Raw genomic sequence first — 19,315 nt, 5'->3', positions numbered from 1 at the left:
TTCTGCCATGAGCCTGGCCCAGAAGATCAACCGCGTCGTCGCCCCGTTCGAGGTCATCTCCCCCTACCAGCCCTCCGGTGACCAGCCGAAGGCCATCGCCGAGCTCGCCGAGCGCGTGGAGGCGGGGGAGAAGGACGTCGTCCTGATGGGCGCCACCGGCACGGGCAAGTCGGCGACGACGGCGTGGCTCGTCGAGCGCCTCCAGCGGCCCACGCTGGTGATGGTGCAGAACAAGACGCTCGCGGCGCAGCTGGCCAACGAGTTCCGGGAGCTGCTGCCCAACAACGCGGTCGAGTACTTCGTCTCCTACTACGACTACTACCAGCCCGAGGCGTACGTCCCGCAGACGGACACCTTCATCGAGAAGGACTCCTCCATCAACGAGGAGGTCGAGCGGCTGCGCCACTCGGCCACGAACGCGCTGCTGACCCGGCGGGACGTGATCGTGGTGGCCACCGTCTCCTGCATCTACGGCCTCGGCACGCCCGAGGAGTACATCGAGCAGATGGTCACCCTGCGCCGCGGTGCGGAGATGGACCGGGACGTGCTCCTGCGGCGGTTCGTGCAGATGCAGTACGTGCGCAACGACGTCGACTTCCACCGCGGCACCTTCCGGGTGCGGGGGGACACCGTGGAGATCATCCCCATGTACGAGGAGCTCGCGGTGCGCATCGAGTTCTTCGGGGACGAGATCGAGTCCATCCAGACCCTGCACCCGCTCACCGGCCAGGTGGTGCGCGAGGAGGAGGAGATGTACATCTTCCCGGCCTCGCACTACGTGGCCGGCGACGAGCGCATGGGCCGGGCGATCACCACCATCGAGGACGAGCTGCGGGAGCGGCTGCAGGAGCTGGAGTCCCAGGACAGGCTCCTCGAGGCGCAGCGGCTGCGCATGCGCACCACGTACGACCTCGAGATGATGCAGCAGATGGGCTACTGCAACGGCATCGAGAACTACTCGCGCCACATCGACGGCCGTCCCGCCGGCTCCGCCCCGCACTGCCTGCTGGACTACTTCCCGGACGACTTCCTGCTCGTGGTGGACGAGTCCCACGTGACCATCCCGCAGATCGGCGCGATGTACGAGGGGGACATGTCCCGCAAGCGCACCCTCGTGGAGCACGGCTTCCGCCTGCCCTCGGCCATGGACAACCGCCCGCTGAAGTGGGATGAGTTCCTCGAACGGATCGGGCAGACCGTGTACCTCTCCGCGACGCCGGGCGCCTACGAGCTCGGCCAGGCGGACGGCTACGTCGAGCAGATCATCCGGCCCACCGGGCTGGTGGACCCGCAGGTGGTGGTCAAGCCGACCGAGGGCCAGATCGACGACCTGCTCGAGCAGATCCGGGTGCGCACGGCCAAGGACGAGCGCGTCCTGGTGACCACGCTGACCAAGCGCATGGCCGAGGACCTCACGGACTACCTGCTCGAGGCGGGGGTGAAGGTCGAGTACCTCCACTCGGATGTGGACACGCTGCGCCGCGTGGAGCTGCTGCGGGAGCTGCGCAAGGGCACCTTCGACGTGCTGGTGGGCATCAACCTGCTGCGCGAGGGCCTGGACCTGCCCGAGGTCTCGCTCGTGGCGATCCTGGACGCGGACAAGGAGGGCTTCCTGCGCTCCACCACCTCCCTCATCCAGACCATCGGCCGCGCCGCCCGCAACGTCTCCGGCGAGGTCCACATGTACGCCGACAACGTCACGGACTCCATGCGGCGGGCGATCGACGAGACCGAGCGGCGCCGGGCCGTGCAGATCGCGTACAACGAGGAGCACGGGATCGACCCCCAGCCGCTGCGCAAGCGCATCGCGGACATCACGGACCAGCTGGCCCGGGAGGACGCGGACACCGCCGACTTCCTCAAGGGCATGGGGGGCGTGAAGTCCGGGTTCGACTTCGGCATGGGCCACCGCGGCCTCAGCTCACTGGACCGGGCCCCGGCCACGGGGGAGGGTGCCGAGGCCCCGGCGGTGGACCCGGCGTCGCTGCCCGCCAAGGACCTGGCCGATCTGATCGAGCAGATGTCGCAGCAGATGCACCAGGCGGCGGCGGACCTGCAGTTCGAGCTCGCGGCCCGCCTGCGCGATGAGGTCGGCGAGCTCAAGAAGGAGCTGCGGCAGATGAAGCGGGAGCAGTGACCGCCCGGCGCGTTCCGCGCCCCGGGGTGTTATGAAAACACTGATGAATATCTTCATATCAGTGATAGTGTGACGCCATGAGCGCAGCACCCCCGGTCGCGGCCGTGATCGCGGACATCGTCGGCTCCCGCGCCCTCCCGGACCGGGACCGCGCGCAGGAGCAGATCCTGGCCGCCTTCGCGGCCGCGGAACAGGACGTCCCGCCGCTGCGTCCCGCCTGGGCCAGCGTCGGCGACGAGTTCCAGGCGCTGCACCGCACCTGGCCGGACGCGCTCCGGCTGACCGTCCGCGTCACGCTCGCCCTGCCCCCGGGCCTGGACCTGCGCTTCGGGATCGGCCTGGGGCAGCGGCGGGCCCTGGACGCCGGCGGAGACGGCATCGAGGACGGACCGGCCTGGTATCGGGCCCGCGAGGCCGTCGAGCGCGCGCATGAGCGGGCTGTCGGAGCCGCGACCGCCTTCCGCGCCGCGGACCCGTCCCTCACCGCCGCCGTGGACGGGCTCGTCCTGCTGCGCGACCATGTCCTCGGCCGACTCAAGGCCCGCGAACGCCGAATCGCCGCCGCCCTGCTGGGCGGGGCGACCCAGGCGGAGGCGGCACGGGCGGAGCGGATCACGCAGTCCGCGGTGTCACAGGCCGTCGCGCGGTCCGGGATCGACCGGCTGCTCGAGCTGGACGCCGAGCTCGCCGCCGCGGCGACGGAGGTCGCGCCGTGACCGCCCTCGCCCTGCTCGCGCTGGGGCTGCACGACCTGCTCGACGCCGTCCTGCCCGGCGCCTGGCCCACCCCCCGGCGGCGGTGGCTGGCCCGGGCCGGCGCGGCGGTGGCCGCCGTCCTCGCCGCGGTGCTGGTGGCCGTCCTGGCGCCGACCGGCATCTCCGTCGCGGTGGGCGGCGGCCTGGTGGCCCTCGGCCTGCTGATGGGCTGGACGTGGCTGCACCCGGACCGGCCGCTCGGGGTGGTCGCGGTGGCGGCCGCGGTCGGCCTGGTGGCCGTGCTCGAGTCGACCCTGGCGCCCGCGGGCCTGCGCTCCGCGCCCCCGGCCCTCACGCTGTTGGCGGTGGCGCTGGCCCTGACCGAGACCGGCAACCGGGTCACCCGCGCGGTCCTCGCCCTGGCGGGCCGGCCCGCCGACGGAGGCGACGAGGAGGCGGAGGACCCCGCGGCGGAGCCCACGACCGTGCCGTCCGCCGCGCCCACGGACCCCGCGGCCGACGGCCTGCGCGGCGGTCGCTACATCGGGCCCATGGAGCGACTGCTCATGGTCGTCCTGGGGCTCGCGCAGGCCTATCCGGTGATCGCGGCCCTGATGGCGGCCAAGGGCATCGTGCGCTTCCCGGAGATCTCGGCGGACCGCGGCGCCGGCTCGCGCGCGGAGGAGTTCCTCATCGGCTCCCTCGCCAGTTGGGGCCTGGCCGCCGCCGGCGCCGTCGTCGTCTGGCTCGCCCTCGGCTTGACCGCCCCCGGCGCAGCCTGAGACCGGGCCCACCCGCATCCGCGCGCGGGGCCGCACCCGTCTAGACTGGCGCGGCCCCCACGAGCCCTCCATGAAGGAGGCCGGCCTGTGGATCGGGTTCTACGTGGCGCTGGCGCTGGTCTTCGCGGGGCTGCTCTTCGCCCTGGGCGATGCGCAGCACGGCACCGAGTTCCTCGCCGGCTGGGTCACCGAGTACAGCCTCAGCGTGGACAACCTGTTCGTGTTCCTCATCATCATGGCCAAGTTCCAGGTGCCCCGCCGCTACCAGCAGGAGGTGCTGATGGTGGGCATCATCATCGCGCTGATCGCCCGCGCGGTGTTCATCGCGGTCGGCGCCGTCGCCATCGAGCACCTGACGTGGGAGTTCTACATCTTCGGCGCCTTCCTGCTCTGGACCGCCTGGCAGCAGCTCAAGGACGACGGCGGGGACGAGGAGTCCGAGCCGGGCGTCGTGGCCCGCCTGACCCGCCGCCTCAACGTGGCGCCGGACTACGACGGCAACCGACTGCGCACCACCGTGGACGGCCGGCGCATGTTCACCCCCATGGTGGTCGTGTTCATCACGATCGGCCTGACGGACGTGATGTTCGCGGTGGACTCCATCCCGGCGATCTTCGGCCTCACCCAGAACTGGTTCATCGTCCTGACCGCCAATATCTTCGCCCTCATGGGCCCGCACCAGCGGGCCCGACGACGCCCCGCTCCGCCCGCCGCGGGTCGGGGCGTCGTCGTGCGACCGGGTAGACTGACCGGCGACGTAGGGGAGTATCCCGAACACTGTGGACGTCAGCACGCCGCGGCCGCCGAGAGCGCGCCGCCGGCCGGACACAGGGGCCCGGGCCGCGGCCGCGGCGGGCGGAGAGACTTGCGGCACCGTCCTGACCCCTGACGCCGAGAGGTGACCCGTGGAAATCAACGGCCTGACCTGGGGCCTGACGATCGCGCTGATCGTCGGGCTCCTCGCGTTCGACTACTTCGCCCATGTCCGCAAGGCGCACACGCCGTCGATCCGGGAGGCCGCGATCTGGTCCGGCGTCTACGTCGGCCTCGCGCTCGTCTTCGGCCTCGTGTTCTTCGCCTTCGGCGACACCCAGCACGCGGTCGAGTACTACACCGGCTACCTGCTGGAGAAGGCGCTCAGCGTCGACAACCTGTTCGTCTTCCTGGTCATCATGGCCAGCTTTCGGGTGCCGCGCGAGTACCAGCAGAAGGTGCTGCTGTTCGGCATCACGTTCGCGCTGATCTCGCGCACCCTGTTCATCCTGCTGGGCGCCGCCGTCATCGCCGCGTGGTCGGACGTGTTCTACCTCTTCGGCCTGTTCCTGCTGATCATCGCCGGCGGCCAGCTCAAGGGCGAGATGTCCGGCGACGCCGAGGGCGCCCAGGACGAGGCGGACAACGTGATGGTCCGCCTCGTCAAGCGGTTCCTGCCCGCCTCCGAGCAGTTCGACGGCGACCGCCTCTTCACGACGGTGGACGGCAAGCGCCTCATGACGCCGATGCTCCTCGTGATGATCGCGATCGGCGCCACGGACATCCTCTTCGCCTTCGACTCCATCCCCGCGATCTTCGGCGTGACCCAGGAGGCGTACATCGTCTTCACCGCCACGGCGTTCTCGCTCATGGGCCTGCGCCAGCTGTACTTCCTGATCGACGGCCTGCTCGACCGCCTCGTCTACCTGGCCTACGGGCTCTCCGCGCTGCTGGCGTTCATCGGCGTGAAGCTGATCCTGCACGCCCTGCACGAGAACAACCTGCCGTTCATCAACGGCGGCGAGAACGTGCCCGTCGTCGAGATCTCCACGACGCTGTCCCTCGTGGTCGTCGTCGTGATCCTGGCGATCACCGTGGCGATCTCCCTGGCCTCGCCGAAGGGCCAGGCCCTGCGGGCGCTGCAGAACGCCGAGAAGTACTCGTACCGGTACTCGAAGCTGCCCGAGGACGCCGACCCGGCCGAGCGCGAGCGCGCCGCCGCCTTGATGGATCGCTGGACGGCCGGGGCCGAGGCCGTGGACCAGCGCTGGCGCGACCAGCTGCTCGAGCACAAGGACGCGTGGTCGGCCATCATCCGCACGGCCCACGAGACCCGGCTCGCCGATCCCCGTGACGACGACGCGCGCGGGGTCTCCGAGCAGATCGTGCGGCAGGACGGGCCCACCGTCTGAGCCGATCACGGCGCCGGGGAGCCCTCCGCCGGCGCCCGGGCCCCCGGGCCGGTCAGTCGACCGGGTCGGGGGCCGTCGTCGTCCCGGCGCCGTCCGGCGCGGTCATCGCCAGGAGCCGCTCGAGGATCGCCGGTCCGTCGTCGGCGATGCCGTCGTGGTGGAAGGCGTCGGTCTCCCACACCTGCAGGCCGCGGACGCGCCGCGCGGTCTCGAGCGAGAGGTCCCGGTCCACGTACACGTCGTCGGCGTAGACGGCGGCGGCCACGGGGACGGTGTTCTGCGCCAGGGCAGCCACGTCGTAGAGCGGGCCCCACTGCGTGCGCTCGGCGAGCAGCCGCGCCGTGCCGGCCAGGGGCCGCAGCCGGGGGTCGACCTCGACGGACCAGGGCATGACGTGTTCGCCCGTGGGCAGCGGGACCGTGGTCGCCTCCGGGTCGAAGTCCGGGTGCTCAGCGAGCATCCGGGACGCCGACCAGCCGGTGTCCGCCCGGCCGCCGGCCAGGTCCGCCGGCTGCGCGTAGATCGCCTCGTGCAGCACGGTGTAGAGCGGGTTGACGAGGCGGTCGTCCTGGTCGGCGACGGCGGCCAGGAACGTCTCGGACAGGCGCGGCGCGGGTCCGGTGCGGTCCACGGCCTCGGCGAGGACCCAGTGCAGGCGGTCCACGCGGGTGTTGCCGCCCAGCAGCATGCCCAGACCCTGGGCCCGTCCCACGGTGAGCGGCCCGCCGCCGGGCAGGGGGATCGGGGCGCCCGCGGCCTCGGCGGCGCGGATCAGCCCCACGGCCTCCGACCACGCGTCGCGGTCGGCCGGGTGCCGGTCGAAGAACTCCTCGGTGCGGGCGCGCATCCGGGCGTAGGTGGCCCGGTAGACCCGGTCGGCGTGGCCGGTGAGCGGGGCGAGGCCGCCGGTCACCAGGCTGCGCTGCAGGCCCTCCGGGTGGAAGGAGAGATAGCTCAGCGTGCAGAACCCGCCGAAGCTCTGGCCCAGTGTGGTCCACGGCCCGGCGCCGAGGGCGAGGCGCAGCATCTCGGCGTCCCGCACGATCGAGGGCGCCCGCAGGTGCACCAGGTGCTCGGCGCGCGCCTCGTCCGTGGCGAAGGCGCCCGGGGCGGTCAGGGTCGCCACAGTGGCCGGGGTCGAACGCCCCGTGCCGCGCTGGTCCAGCAGCAGCACGCGGTGGCTCTCGGCCAGCGCGCCGAGCCAGCCGCTCAGGCGCGCCGGGCGGGGCCCGGCACTGCCGGGGCCACCCTGGAGGTACAGGGCCCAGGGGCGCTCGCCCTCGGGGTCGTCCTTCGCCCGGATCTCGCGGGCGAAGACGGTCAGCGTGCCGCGCCCGTGCGGCCCGACGCCGGTGCCCGCCGCGTCCTGCGCCTCGGCCTCGGCGAGGCCCAGCGCGTGGTCGATCGGCACCGAGAACCAGTGGTCCACCGTGACGGTGCCGTCGTAGAGCTCGGTGCGCTCGCCCACGCGGTGGCGGGCCGGCTCGAGGGGAGCGAAGCCGCGCGGGTCGCCCGCCACGGGCCGTCCTGCCGCCCGAGCGTCCCCGGCGCTCACAGGCCCCACCCGGACTCGGGCGCGCCCACGGAGACCACCCGGATCACGGGATGGCCCGCCTCGTCGGAGGCGTCCAGGTCGACCACGGCGTTGATCCCGTGGTCCAGGTCCCCGTCCGGGTCCTTCAGGACCTGCCGCACCGCCCACCAGCGCGGGCCGGCCAGCTCCAGCGGGGCGGCGACGTCGGGGGCCGCGGCCACGCGGAACAGCTCGGGGCCGCGCGCGGCGGGGCCGTCGTCGATGTCCTCGTGGTCGTCGAAGTAGGCGTCGAGGGCGTCGGCCCAGTCGTCGGCGGACAGCTCGCCGGACAGGCGCGCGAGCGCCTCGTCCCGCTCGTCGCCGAACAGGCGCACCCGCTGGAACATCGCGTTGCGGACCATCACCCGGAACACGGGCTCGTTGTCCGTCAGGCGAGGCGGCGCCGGCGGCTCGAGCGCCTCCATGTCCCGGCGCAGCTCGTCGATGTCCCCGGCCACCAGGTCCTCCCACTCCTCCAGGAGGGACGAGTCGGTCTGCTTCACCATCTCGTCGAGCCAGTCCAGCAGCACCTGGAGATCCTCGGTGCGGGCCGCCTCGGGCACCGTGTGGCGCAGCGCCTTGACCGCGTCCGTGAGGTAGCGCAGCAGCACGCCCTCGGACCGGGCGATCCCGTAGAACCGCACGTAGTCGCCGAAGCCCATGGCCCGCTCGAACATGTCGCGCACCACGGACTTGGGGGTCAGCTCGAACTCCGCGAGCCACGGGGCGTCCTGCCGGTAGAGCTCGAACTGCTGCTCGAGGAGCTCGGCCAGCGGCCGCGGGTGGGTGATCTCGTCGAGGGCCCGCATGCGGTCGTTGTAGTCCATGCCCTCGGCCTTCATGGCGGCCACGGCCTCGCCCTTGGCGTGCTTGACCTGGGCGGAGAGCACCTGGCGCGGCGGGTCGAGGGTCGCCTCAATCACGGAGACGACGTCGAGCGCGTGGTCGGGATCGGCCGGGTCCAGCAGGTCGAGCGCGGCGAGGGCGAAGGGGGAGAGCGGCTGGTTGAGCGCGAAGTCCGGCTGCAGGTCCACCGTGAGGTCCACGGTGCGGCCCTCGGCGTCCGGCTCGGGCAGACGCTCGACGACGCCCGTGGCCAGCAGCTCCCGGAAGATCCCGAGCGCGCGGCGCATGAGCACCGCCTGGCGGGCCGGGGTCTCGTGGGTGCCGCGCAGCAGGCGCCGGACCGCGATGACCGGGTCGCCGGGCCGGTCGAGGATGTTCAGCAGCATCGAGTGCGTGATCCGCATGCGGGAGACCAGCGGCTCCGGCTCGGCGGAGACGAGGCGCTCGAACGTCGCCGGCCCCCACGAGACGAAGCCGGCCGGCGGGGTCTTGCGCTTGCCGGACTTCACGGACTGCTTCATGCGCTTGGCCCGCTCGGCCTCGTCCTTGACGTTCGCGAACTTCGCCGCGGCCTTGCGCTCGGCCGCCTTGTTCTCGATCACGTGCTCGGGGGCCTGGACCACCACGGTGCCGGAGGTGTCGAAGCCGGCCCGGCCCGCCCGGCCGGCGATCTGGTGGAACTCGCGGGCCTGGAGCAGGCGGGTCTTCTCGCCGTCGAACTTGGACAGCGCGGTGAGCAGCACGGTGCGGATCGGCACGTTGATCCCGACGCCGAGCGTGTCCGTGCCGCAGATGACCTTGAGCAGCCCGTCCTGGGCCAGCTTCTCCACGAGGCGGCGGTACTTGGGCAGCATGCCCGCGTGGTGCACACCGATGCCCGCCCGGACGAGGCGGTTCAGGGTGTGCCCGAAGCCCGCGGAGAAGCGGAAGCCGGCGATCCGCGCGGCGATCGCCTCCTTCTCCTCCCTGGATGTCACCGAGATCGAGGACAGACCCTGGGCCGTCTCCACGGCGTCCAGCTGCGAGAAGTGCACGATGTACACCGGTGCCTGGTGGGTGCTCACGAGCTCCTCGACCTTCTCCTGCAGCGGCACCTCGGACCACTCGAACGTCAGCGGGATGGGGCGCTCCGCGTGGGCGACGACGGCGACCTCGCGCCCGGTGCGCTCGGTCAGGTCCGCCTCGAGGCGGGTCGTGTCGCCGAGGGTGGCCGACATCAGCAGGAACCGGGCCTGCGGCAGCTCGAGGAGGGGCACCTGCCAGGCCCAGCCGCGGGAGGGGTCCGCGTAGTAGTGGAACTCGTCCATCACCACGGTGCCGATCTCCATGCCCGAACCCTCGCGCAGCGCACGGTTGGCGAGGATCTCGGCGGTGCAGCAGATGATGGGTGCGTCACCGTTGACGGTGGAGTCACCCGTGACCATGCCCACGTTCTCCGCACCGAACACGTCCACCAGCGCGAAGAACTTCTCCGAGACAAGCGCCTTGATCGGCGCCGTGTAGTAGGAGACGGCGTCGTGGGCCAGGGCGTCGGCGTGCGCGGCCAGCGCCACCAGGGACTTGCCGGACCCGGTGGGCGTCGCCAGGATCACGTGCCGGCCCTGGACCAGCTCGAGGGCGGCCTCCTCCTGGGCGGGGTAGAGCGCGATGCCGCGGTCCTCGGTCCAGGCCGCGAAGGCCCCGAAGACGTCGTCGGCGTCCGGGGTCGGCGGGAGCGCGTCGATGCGGTCGGTCAGCGAGGGCGGGTTCGTGGCGGCAGAAGTCATCGCCCCCAGGGTATCGGCCGCTCCGCGCGATACGGTGCCGCCATGAGTCAGATCGCGCCCGAGAGCCCGCACCCGGACACCGACGCCGTCGTGGGGGACGTGACCGGCCGAGAGGGCGGGGGGTTCACCTGGGATCCCGCGCAGTACGAGGGCTTCGCCGAGCACCGCGCCCGCCCCTTCCACGACCTGGTGGGGCGCGTGCGCGCCGAGGCGCCGCGCGTCGTGGTGGACCTGGGCTGCGGCCCGGGGACCCTGACCCGGACGCTGGCCGAGCGCTGGCCGGACGCCGAGGTGATCGGTCTGGACGACTCGCCCGCGATGCTCGAGCGGGCCCGAGAGCAGGCGGCCCGCACGGGTGCCCCCGCCAACCTGCGCTTCGAGGCGGTCGACGCCTCGCAGTGGCGCCCGTCGGGGGCGACGGACGTCGTGGTGTCCAACGCGATGCTCCAGTGGATCCCGACGCACCGTCGCCTGATCCGGCGCTGGCTCGGGGACCTCACGCCGGGGGCGTGGTTCGCGGCGCAGATCCCGCGGCCCTACGAGCAGCCCTCCCATGCGGCGATCGTGGCGCTGGCGGAGGACCCGGCCTTCTCCGAGCCGCTGCACGGGGTGGCGACGACCCGCACCGTGGCGCCGCCCGAGGAGTACACGCGGCTGTTCCTCGAGGCGGGGTGGTCCCCGGTCGTCTGGGAGACGGAGTACCAGCAGGTGCTGACGGGCGAGGACCCGGTGTTCCGGTGGACCTCCGGCGCGGCCCTGCGACCGAGCCTGCAGGCCCTGGCCCGCTGGGACGCCGAGGAGGGCGCCGCCGAGGGCGCCGGGCTGCTCGAGGCGTTCGTGGACCGGTACCGCGCCGCCATGCGCGAGGCGTACCCGCCGGTGCCCGGTGTCACGGCCGACGACGGCGGCCCGGTCACGATCTTCCCGGCCCGGCGCCTGTTCATGGCGGGGCAGAAGCCGGCCTGACGCTGGGCCCGGGACCGCCCGGGCGCACCGTCACCAGCCGCGCTCGGCCCACTCCGGCAGGTGGGGGCGCTCGGCGCCCAGGGTCGTGGAGGCGCCGTGGCCGGGGTGGACCACCACGTCGTCGTCGAACGCGTCGAAGATCCGATCGCTCACGTCCGTGAACAGCTGACGGAACCGGCCGTCGTCGCCCTCGGTGTTGCCCACCCCGCCCGGGAAGAGGGAGTCGCCGGTGAAGAGCACGGCCGGCTCGTCCGCCTCGGGGCGGCACACCAGCGCGATGGACCCGGGCGTGTGGCCGCGCAGGGCCACCACCTCGAGCCGGAGCCCGTCCGCCCCCACGGTGTCCCCGTGGCGCAGGCGCACGTCGGGGGCGACCCCCGTGGCCTCGGCGATCGCGTCGGCGTCGTCCTCGCCGGCCGCCGTGCGGGCCCCGGTCAGGGAGGCCAGCGCCGGCAACGCGCGCACGTGGTCCCAGTGTCGATGCGTGGTGACGATCATCTCGAGGCGCGGCTCGCACGGGGTGTCGTCCGCGGCCGAGGCGATGAGGTCGCGGATGGCCTCGGCCTCGGCGGCGGCGTCGATCAGCACCTGCGCCCCCGTGGTCTTGGAGGTGAGCAGGTACACGTTGTTGTCCATCTCCGACACGGAGCAGGTGCGCACCGTGACGGCGGGCAGATCGTGCAGGAGGCGGTTCCGGGCGGTCTCGGGCATGCGCAACAGTGTACGGACGGGGCGGTGAGGCGCCAGGGCGGGCCCGGCCCGCGGTGGGTTCGCCCACAGGCGAGACCCCGGTGTCGTGTCCGTACCCGCCCCTATGCTGGCCGCGTGCCCAAGAACTCCTCCACCACCGTCTCCTCCGCCGTCGAGGCCCACCCCGGCGGCCTCGCCTCCGGCCCCGGCGGCGCGCGCTCGGGCGAGCGGGACCGCATCGTCGTCCAGGGCGCCCGCGAGCACAACCTGAAGGACGTGGACGTCAGCTTCCCGCGGGACGCCATGGTCGTGTTCACGGGTCTGTCCGGCTCGGGCAAGTCCTCCCTGGCCTTCGACACGATCTTCGCCGAGGGCCAGCGACGCTACGTCGAGTCGCTCTCCTCCTACGCCCGCATGTTCCTGGGCCGGGTGGACAAGCCGGACGTGGACTTCATCGAGGGCCTGTCCCCGGCCGTGTCCATCGACCAGAAGTCGACCAACCGCAACCCGCGCTCCACGGTGGGGACCATCACCGAGATCTACGACTACATGCGCCTGCTCTGGGCGCGTGTCGGGGTGCCGCACTGCCCGCAGTGCGGCGAGCCGGTGAGCCGGCAGACCCCGCAGCAGATCGTGGACCAGCTCGAGGAGCTGCCCGAGCGCACCCGCTTCCAGGTGCTCGCGCCCGTGGTCCGCGGCCGCAAGGGCGAGTTCGTGGACCTGTTCAAGGACCTGTCCACGCAGGGCTTCGCCCGCGCCGTCGTGGACGGGGAGACCGTCCAGCTCTCGGACCCGCCCGTGCTGAAGAAGCAGGTCAAGCACACCATCGCCGTCGTCGTGGACCGCCTGGCCATGAAGGAGGGCATCCGCCAGCGCCTCACCGACTCGGTGGAGACCGCCCTGAAGCTGGCGGACGGCCTCGTCGTCGCCGAGTTCGTGGACGTGGAGCCGGTCGCCGAGAAGGGCAGGAAGAACACCGCGGAGTTCGGCGGGCGGGACGCCGAGGGCAACCCCCGGTACCGCTCGTTCTCCGAGAAGCTCTCCTGCCCCAACGGGCACGAGCAGACCGTGGACGAGATCGAGCCGCGCTCGTTCTCCTTCAACAACCCGTTCGGCGCGTGCCCCGAGTGCACCGGCATCGGCTCCCGCCTGCAGGTGGACCCGGACCTCGTCGTCGCCAACGACGAGCTGTCCCTGCGCGAGGGCGCCGTCGTGCCGTGGTCGCTCGGCAAGTCCACCTCGGACTACTGGCTGCGCGTGCTCGGCGGGCTGGGCAAGGAGATGGGCTTCTCCCTGGACACCCCGTGGAAGGACCTGACGGAGGCGGAGCGCGACGCCGTCCTGAACGGCAAGGACTTCAAGGTGGAGGTGACGTTCCGCAACCGGTTCGGCCGCGAGCGCCGCTACACCACGGGCTTCGAGGGCGTCATCCCCTACGTGATGCGCAAGCACGGGGAGACCGAGTCGGACGGCGCCCGCGAGCGCTACGAGTCGTTCATGCGGGAGATCCCGTGCCCGGCGTGCCACGGGGCTCGCCTCAACCCCACGGTCCTGAACGTGCTCGTGGGCGGCCTGTCCATCGCGGACGCCACCCGCCTGCCCATGCGGGAGGCCATGGAGTTCTTCTCGGGGCTGCGGCTGACGGACCGCGAGCGGCAGATCGCGGACCAGGTGCTCAAGGAGATCCTGGCCCGGCTGGCGTTCCTGCTGGACGTCGGCCTCGAGTACCTCAACCTGGAGCGGCCGGCCGGCACCCTCTCTGGAGGCGAGGCCCAGCGCATCCGCCTGGCCACGCAGATCGGTTCCGGGCTGGTCGGCGTCCTCTACGTGCTCGACGAGCCGTCCATCGGCCTGCACCAGCGGGACAACCGCCGCCTCATCGAGACCCTCCTGCGCCTGCGGGACCTCGGCAACACCCTCATCGTCGTCGAGCACGACGAGGACACGATCGCCGAGGCGGACTGGATCGTGGACATCGGTCCTCGCGCGGGCGAGCACGGCGGCGAGGTCGTGCACTCGGGCTCCCTGGCGGATCTCAAGGCGAACACGCGGTCCGTCACCGGCGACTACCTCTCCGGGCGCCGCTCCATCGCGGTGCCGGAGCGGCGTCGCGTCCCGGAGAAGGGGCGCGTGCTGACGGTCCGCGGCGCCCAGGAGAACAACCTGAAGGACGTCTCGGTGGAGGTCCCGCTCGGGGTCCTCACGGCCGTGACGGGCGTGTCCGGCTCGGGCAAGTCCACGCTGATCAACGAGATCCTCTACAAGGTCCTGGCCAACCGGCTCAACGGCGCCAAGCTCGTGCCCGGCCGGCACCGGTCCGTGGAGGGGCTCGAGCACCTGGACAAGGTGGTCCACGTGGACCAGAGCCCCATCGGGCGCACGCCGCGCTCCAACCCCGCCACCTACACGGGCGTGTTCGACGCGATCCGCAAGCTCTTCGCGGAGACCCCCGAGGCGAAGGTCCGGGGCTACCAGCAGGGCCGGTTCTCCTTCAACATCAAGGGCGGGCGCTGCGAGGCGTGCGCGGGGGACGGCACGCTGAAGATCGAGATGAACTTCCTGCCGGACGTCTACGTGCCGTGCGAGGTGTGCCACGGGGCCCGGTACAACCGGGAGACGCTCGAGGTCACCTACAAGGGCAAGAACATCGCCGAGGTCCTCGACATGCCGATCGAGGAGGCCGCGGACTTCTTCAGCGCGTACACCCGCATCTCGCGGTACCTGGACACGCTCGTCGACGTCGGTCTGGGCTACGTCCGCCTGGGCCAGCCCGCCACCACGCTCTCGGGCGGCGAGGCCCAGCGCGTGAAGCTGGCGGCCGAGCTCCAGAAGCGCTCCAACGGCCGCACCATCTACGTGCTGGACGAGCCGACCACGGGGCTGCACTTCGACGACATCCGCAAGCTCCTGCACGTGCTCCAGTCCCTCGTGGACAAGGGCAACACGGTGCTCACCATCGAGCACAACCTCGACGTCATCAAGAGTGCCGACCACGTGATCGACCTCGGCCCCGAGGGCGGCTCCGGGGGCGGCACGATCGTGGCCGCGGGCACGCCGGAGGAGGTCGCACACGTCGCGGAGAGCCACACGGGCCGGTTCCTCGCGGAACTGCTCGCGTAGCATGGACCCCGCCCACGCAGGACGCGGACGAAGGAGAGCCATGGCGACGTCGGAGCCCGTGCGCAGGAGCGCCGCCGCGCTCCTGCGGCTCACCTGCCGCCCCGAGGTCGTCGGCATGGAGCACGTCCCTGCGCGGGGCCCCTTCGTCATGGCCTCCAACCACCTGTCCTTCGTCGACTCGGTGATCCTCCAGGCCCTCGCCCCCCGCCCGGTCCACTTCTTCGCCAAGGAGGAGTACTTCACGGGCACGGGCCTGCGGGGCCGCGTCCGGCGGCGGTTCTTCGAGTCCGTGGGCTCCGTCCCCGTCCGCCGGGGCGAGCAGGCCGCCTCCGTGGCCGCGCTCGAGTCCCTCGTGGGCCTGCTCGAGTCCGGCCAGGGCGTCGGCATCTACCCGGAGGGCACCCGCAGCCGCGACGGCCGCCTCTACCGCGGCCGCACCGGTGCGGCCTGGCTGGCCCTGGCCACGGGCGCACCCGTGGTGCCCGTGGGCCTCGTCGGCACGCAGCACCTCCAGCCGCCGGACACGAACGGCTTCCGTCCCCACCGGTTCTCCGTGCGCGTGGGCGCGCCCCTGGACTTCGGCCACCCCGGGCGTCGACACACCCTGCCGCAGCGCCGCGACGCGACGGCGGCGATCATGGACGCCATCGGCGCGCTCTCGGGGCAGGAGCGCGTGGACGCCTACAACGCCGCCCCGGGTGCCCGTGGCTGATCCGGCCTCCTACCGCCCGGCTCCGGGCGAGATCTCCACGTCGCCCGGCGTCTACCGCTTCCGCGACGCGGACGGACGCGTCGTCTACGTCGGCAAGGCGAAGAACCTGCGCGCCCGCCTGAGCTCCTATTTCCAGGACCCCGCCCGGCTGGCCACCAAGACCCGGACCATGGTGTTCACGGCGGCCGCGGTCGAGTGGACCGTCGTCGGCTCCGAGCTGGAGGCGCTCCAGCTCGAGTACACGTGGATCAAGGAGTACCGCCCCCGGTTCAACATCATGTACCGGGACGACAAGTCGTACCCGTACCTGGCCGTGACCATGAACGAGCAGTTCCCGCGCGTCCAGGTGATGCGCGGCGACCGGAAGCCCGGCGTGAAGTACTTCGGCCCGTTCCACCCGGCCAAGGCGATCCGCGAGACCGTGGACCTGATGCTGCGCGTCTTCCCGGTCCGCACGTGCTCGGCCGGCGTGTTCAAGCGGGCCCGCGCCCAGGACCGGCCGTGCCTGCTCGGCTACATCGGCAAGTGCTCGGCGCCCTGCGTGGGCCGGATCAGCCCGGCGGACCATCGCGCGCTGGCCCAGGACTTCTGCGACTTCATGGCCGGGGATGCGAACCGGTTCATCCGCGAGCTGGAGAAGGCCATGGCCCGCGCCGTCGAGGAGCTGCGCTACGAGGACGCGGCCCGGCTGCGGGACGACATCGCCGCGCTGCGCCGCGTGTTCGAGCGCAACGCCGTGGTGCTGCCGGAGAACACGGAGGCGGACATCTTCGCCCTGCACGCGGACGAGCTGGAGGTCGCGGTGCAGGTGTTCCACGTCCGGCAGGGTCGCATCCGCGGCCAGCGCGGCTGGGTCATGGAGCGCGTGGAGGACGTCGCCGAGCCGGAGATGGTCGCGCACCTGCTCCAGCAGGTCTACGGCGACCTCGAGGGGCCGGAGCGCATCCCGCACGAGATCCTCGTCCCGGTCGAGCCCGACGACGCCGCACAGCTCACCGAGTGGCTCTCGGGCCTGCGCGGGTCCCGGGTCGCCGTGCGCGTGCCCCGGCGGGGCTCGAAGGCGGACCTCATGGAGACCGTCCGGGAGAACGCGGAGATGGCCCTGAAGCTGCACAAGTCGCGGCGGTCCGGGGACCTCACCACCCGCTCCGCCGCCCTGCGGGAGCTGCAGGAGGCCCTGGAGATCACCGAGCCCCTGCTGCGCATCGAGTGCTACGACATCTCCCACTCCCAGGGCACCAACGTGGTCGGCTCGATGGTCGTCATGGAGGACGGGCTGCCGAAGAAGAAGGACTACCGCCGCTTCAACGTCACGGGGGAGGCCGCCCGGGACGACACGGCGTCCCTGCGCGACGTCCTGCGGCGTCGTTTCGCCCGCCTGGCCAAGGAGCGCGCGGAGGGCGCCCCGCTCTCCGGTCAGGTCGAGGGGGACGATCAGGAGGCGGGGCGCCGCTTCGCGTACCCGCCCTCGCTCGTGGTGGTCGACGGCGGCCCGCCCCAGGTGGCCGCGGCCGCGGCGGTCCTCGAGGAGCTGGGCCTGGACGACCTGCCCGTGGTCGGGCTGGCCAAGCGGCTCGAGGAGGTGTGGCTGCCGGGCGACGAGTTCCCGGTGGTCCTGCCGCGCACCTCGGAGGGCCTGTACCTGCTCCAGCGCATCCGTGACGAGTCGCACCGGTTCGCGATCGCGGGCCACCGCAGCCGGCGGTCCAAGGCGATGACCGTCTCCGCCCTGGATGGGATCCCGGGCCTGGGCCCGGCCAAGCGCACCGCGCTGCTGAACCACTTCGGCTCCGTCGCCGAGATCCGGGCCGCCGGCGTGGACCGGCTGACCGAGGTCGCCGGCATCGGGCCGCGGCTGGCCGAGGCCGTCCACACGGCGCTCACGGCCGACACGCCCGCGGATACAGTGGAGTCATGATCGAGGAGACCCTCCAGCCGGAGAAGCCGCCGACATCCGAGGTGCTCGTGATCGCCGGGATGTCCGGCGCCGGACGGACCACCGCCGCGCACGCGCTCGAGGACCACGGCTGGGACGTGGTGGAGAACATGCCGCCGGCCCTGTTCGGCACGCTGGCCGAGCTCATCGCCCGCTCGCCGGAGGCGTTCCCGCGCCTGGCGATCGTGGTGGACGTGCGCTCGCGCTCCTACTTCGAGGAGCTGTACGCCGCCCTGCAGCACCTGGCCAACAGCGGAGTGGAGTATCGCACCGTGTTCCTCGATGCGGAGGACCACGTCCTCCTGCAACGCTTCGAGGCCGGCCGCCGCCCCCACCCGATGCAGGGCAACGCCCGGCTGCTGGACGGCATCCGCGCGGAGCGGGACGTCGTCGAGCCGCTCAAGGCGCGTGCCGACGTCGTGGTGGACACCACCGAGCTGAACGTGCACGGCCTGGCCACGGAGATCACCGCGCTGTTCTCGGAGTCCGGCCCCGTCACGCTGCGCCTGACCATCATGAGCTTCGGGTTCAAGTACGGCGTCCCGGCGGACGCGAACTTCGTGGCGGACATGCGCTTCATCCCCAACCCCCACTGGGTGCCGGCGCTGCGTCCGCACACGGGCACGGAGGCCGCGGTCGCGGACTACGTGCTCTCCCGCCCCGGTGTGGAGGACTTCCTGCGCGCGTACGTCGCCATGCTGGGGCCGGTGTTCGAGGGCTACCGGCGGGAGAACAAGCACTACGCCACGCTCGCCATCGGCTGCACGGGCGGCAAGCACCGCTCCGTGGCCGTCGCCGAGGAGCTCGCCCGGCGCCTGGCCCAGGTGCCCCACGTGACGGTGCACGTCCAGCACCGGGACATGGGGCGCGAATGACGTCCCCGCTCACCGGCCAGCTGCCCCTGCCGCCCGGGATGGGTTCGGAAGGGCGCGGGGTGGGCGCCGGCATGTCCCGCCCCACGGCCCGGGTCACCGCCCTCGGCGGCGGCCACGGCCTCTCCGCGTCCCTCGCGGCCCTGCGGCACGTGGCCGGGCACCTCACGGCCGTCGTCACGGTGGCGGACGACGGCGGCTCCTCCGGCACCATCCGCCGGGAGATGGCGGTGCTGCCGCCCGGCGACCTCCGCATGGCGCTGGCCGCCCTGTGCGACGACACCGACTGGGGTCGGACCTGGGCCCACGTCATGCAGCACCGCTTCCGCTCCACCGAGGTGCCCGCCGACCAGGCCACCCTGGACAACCACGCGCTCGGGAACCTCCTGATCGTCGCCCTCTGGGAGCTGCTGGGCGACCCGGTGGACGGGCTGCGCTGGGCCGGCGCCCTGCTGCGGGCGCACGGTGAGGTCCTGCCGGTCTCGCGGGTGCCGCTGACCATCGGCGGGGACGTGTTCAGCGCCGGCCCGGACGGCCGCCTGCGCACCCGATGCGTGGAGGGCCAGGTGGCCCTCGCGGTCGCCGCGTTCGAGGGGCGCGTCACCGACGTCCGCCTGAGCCCGTCCGACGCCCCCGCCACCCCGGAGGCGCTCTCGGCGATCGAGATGGCCGACTGGGTGGTGCTCGGACCCGGCTCGCTGTACACGTCGGTGCTGCCGCACCTGCTGATGCCGGACGTGCGCGCGGCCCTCGCCGCCACCACCGCCCGGCGCCTCATGGTGCTGAACCTGCGCACGGGAGACCAGGAGACCACCGGCCTCACCCACGCCGACCACCTCAAGGTGCTGCGCTCCTATGCGCCGGACCTCCGGCTGGACGTGGTGATCGCCGACGTGGACGCGGTCACCGACCGGGCGGCGGTGGAGGCCGAGGCGGCCCGGATGGGCGCGCGCGTGGCGTTCAGTAGAGTGAGCAGTGCCCAGGATCCCCAGGTCCACGACCCGCTGCGCCTGGCCGTCTCGATCGGCGAGGCGATGACCCACTGACGCGCGCAC

At 72.5% G+C, this 19,315-nt stretch carries 13 protein-coding genes and 1 pseudogene; 11 read left to right on the top strand and 3 right to left on the bottom strand.

The genetic code is table 11. The features are described from left to right. Window positions 1–7: 7 nt before the first annotated feature. From uvrB to KVS67_RS01365, 5 genes and pseudogenes are all read left to right on the top strand, one after another. The gene (uvrB, locus tag KVS67_RS01385) at window positions 8–2,137 is read left to right on the top strand and encodes an excinuclease ABC subunit UvrB (protein ID WP_036315328.1); all 2,130 of its coding nucleotides are present in this window, start codon (window positions 8–10) and stop codon (window positions 2,135–2,137) included. 77 nt (window positions 2,138–2,214) lie between these two features. Beyond that, complete coding sequence (locus KVS67_RS01380; protein ID WP_036315325.1) at window positions 2,215–2,853, top strand: SatD family protein; 639 nt, start codon at window positions 2,215–2,217, stop codon at window positions 2,851–2,853. Beyond that, window positions 2,850–3,614: a hypothetical protein gene (locus KVS67_RS01375; RefSeq protein ID WP_217564714.1), complete on the top strand. Its 765-nt coding sequence runs from the start codon at window positions 2,850–2,852 to the stop codon at window positions 3,612–3,614. The genes KVS67_RS01380 and KVS67_RS01375 overlap by 4 nt, the downstream gene beginning before the upstream one ends. A gap of 49 nt (window positions 3,615–3,663) precedes the next feature. Next, window positions 3,664–4,503: pseudogene (locus KVS67_RS01370) on the top strand (TerC/Alx family metal homeostasis membrane protein); the annotation flags it as partial. A 16-nt stretch (window positions 4,504–4,519) separates the two neighbouring features. Continuing rightward, window positions 4,520–5,779, top strand: a complete 1,260-nt coding sequence (locus KVS67_RS01365; protein ID WP_217564713.1) for a TerC family protein — start codon at window positions 4,520–4,522, stop codon at window positions 5,777–5,779. 52 nt (window positions 5,780–5,831) lie between these two features. On the opposite strand, the gene KVS67_RS01360 is transcribed toward KVS67_RS01365, so the two are convergent. Next, window positions 5,832–7,298: an alpha/beta fold hydrolase gene (locus KVS67_RS01360; RefSeq protein WP_063189259.1), complete on the bottom strand. Its 1,467-nt coding sequence runs from the start codon at window positions 7,296–7,298 to the stop codon at window positions 5,832–5,834. 32 nt (window positions 7,299–7,330) lie between these two features. Further along, complete coding sequence (locus KVS67_RS01355; RefSeq protein WP_217564712.1) at window positions 7,331–9,964, bottom strand: RNA helicase; 2,634 nt, start codon at window positions 9,962–9,964, stop codon at window positions 7,331–7,333. Between the two features lie 42 nt (window positions 9,965–10,006). Here KVS67_RS01355 and KVS67_RS01350 point away from each other — a divergent pair, with 42 nt between their 5' ends. Further along, window positions 10,007–10,930, top strand: coding sequence for a methyltransferase domain-containing protein (locus tag KVS67_RS01350; RefSeq protein ID WP_159833129.1), 924 nt, complete (start codon window positions 10,007–10,009; stop codon window positions 10,928–10,930). 30 nt (window positions 10,931–10,960) lie between these two features. On the opposite strand, the gene KVS67_RS01345 is transcribed toward KVS67_RS01350, so the two are convergent. Further along, a complete protein-coding gene (locus KVS67_RS01345) occupies window positions 10,961–11,641 on the bottom strand; it encodes an MBL fold metallo-hydrolase (RefSeq protein ID WP_036315309.1) in 681 nt (226 codons plus the stop codon). A gap of 114 nt (window positions 11,642–11,755) precedes the next feature. Here KVS67_RS01345 and uvrA point away from each other — a divergent pair, with 114 nt between their 5' ends. Genes uvrA through yvcK form a run of 5 tightly spaced genes read left to right on the top strand, consistent with a single transcriptional unit; the run spans window position 11,756 to window position 19,306 of the window. Beyond that, window positions 11,756–14,740: an excinuclease ABC subunit UvrA gene (uvrA, locus tag KVS67_RS01340; protein ID WP_063189254.1), complete on the top strand. Its 2,985-nt coding sequence runs from the start codon at window positions 11,756–11,758 to the stop codon at window positions 14,738–14,740. A gap of 40 nt (window positions 14,741–14,780) precedes the next feature. Further along, a complete protein-coding gene (locus tag KVS67_RS01335) occupies window positions 14,781–15,452 on the top strand; it encodes a 1-acyl-sn-glycerol-3-phosphate acyltransferase (protein ID WP_036315306.1) in 672 nt (223 codons plus the stop codon). Then, on the top strand, window positions 15,445–17,370 hold the full coding sequence (gene uvrC / locus KVS67_RS01330) for an excinuclease ABC subunit UvrC (protein WP_036315391.1): 1,926 nt from the start codon (window positions 15,445–15,447) through the stop codon (window positions 17,368–17,370). The genes KVS67_RS01335 and uvrC overlap by 8 nt, the downstream gene beginning before the upstream one ends. Continuing rightward, complete coding sequence (gene rapZ, locus KVS67_RS01325; RefSeq protein ID WP_063189252.1) at window positions 17,367–18,263, top strand: RNase adapter RapZ; 897 nt, start codon at window positions 17,367–17,369, stop codon at window positions 18,261–18,263. Before uvrC ends, rapZ begins: the two co-directional genes overlap by 4 nt. Further along, a complete protein-coding gene (gene yvcK, locus KVS67_RS01320) occupies window positions 18,260–19,306 on the top strand; it encodes a uridine diphosphate-N-acetylglucosamine-binding protein YvcK (protein ID WP_063189250.1) in 1,047 nt (348 codons plus the stop codon). The genes rapZ and yvcK overlap by 4 nt, the downstream gene beginning before the upstream one ends. Window positions 19,307–19,315 lie beyond the last annotated feature (9 nt).

The organism is Micrococcus sp. GbtcB5 (genome assembly GCF_019091605.1).
Lineage (GTDB): Bacteria > Actinomycetota > Actinomycetes > Actinomycetales > Micrococcaceae > Micrococcus > Micrococcus luteus.
Note: the sequence above shows the minus strand (reverse complement) of the source record. Positions and strands in the feature narration are given on the sequence as shown.

Excerpts from the sequence above, each read along its gene's own strand:
- KVS67_RS01380 (WP_036315325.1), top strand. The coding sequence starts at position 2,215 with ATGAGCGCAGCACCCCCGGTCGCGGCCGTGATCGCGGACATCGTCGGC.
- KVS67_RS01335 (WP_036315306.1), top strand. The coding sequence starts at position 14,781 with ATGGCGACGTCGGAGCCCGTGCGCAGGAGCGCCGCCGCGCTCCTGCGG.
- KVS67_RS01350 (WP_159833129.1), top strand. The coding sequence starts at position 10,007 with ATGAGTCAGATCGCGCCCGAGAGCCCGCACCCGGACACCGACGCCGTC.
- rapZ (WP_063189252.1), top strand. The coding sequence starts at position 17,367 with ATGATCGAGGAGACCCTCCAGCCGGAGAAGCCGCCGACATCCGAGGTG.
- yvcK (WP_063189250.1), top strand. The coding sequence starts at position 18,260 with ATGACGTCCCCGCTCACCGGCCAGCTGCCCCTGCCGCCCGGGATGGGT.
- uvrB (WP_036315328.1), top strand. The coding sequence starts at position 8 with ATGAGCCTGGCCCAGAAGATCAACCGCGTCGTCGCCCCGTTCGAGGTC.
- KVS67_RS01345 (WP_036315309.1), bottom strand. The coding sequence starts at position 11,641 with ATGCCCGAGACCGCCCGGAACCGCCTCCTGCACGATCTGCCCGCCGTC.
- KVS67_RS01355 (WP_217564712.1), bottom strand. The coding sequence starts at position 9,964 with ATGACTTCTGCCGCCACGAACCCGCCCTCGCTGACCGACCGCATCGAC.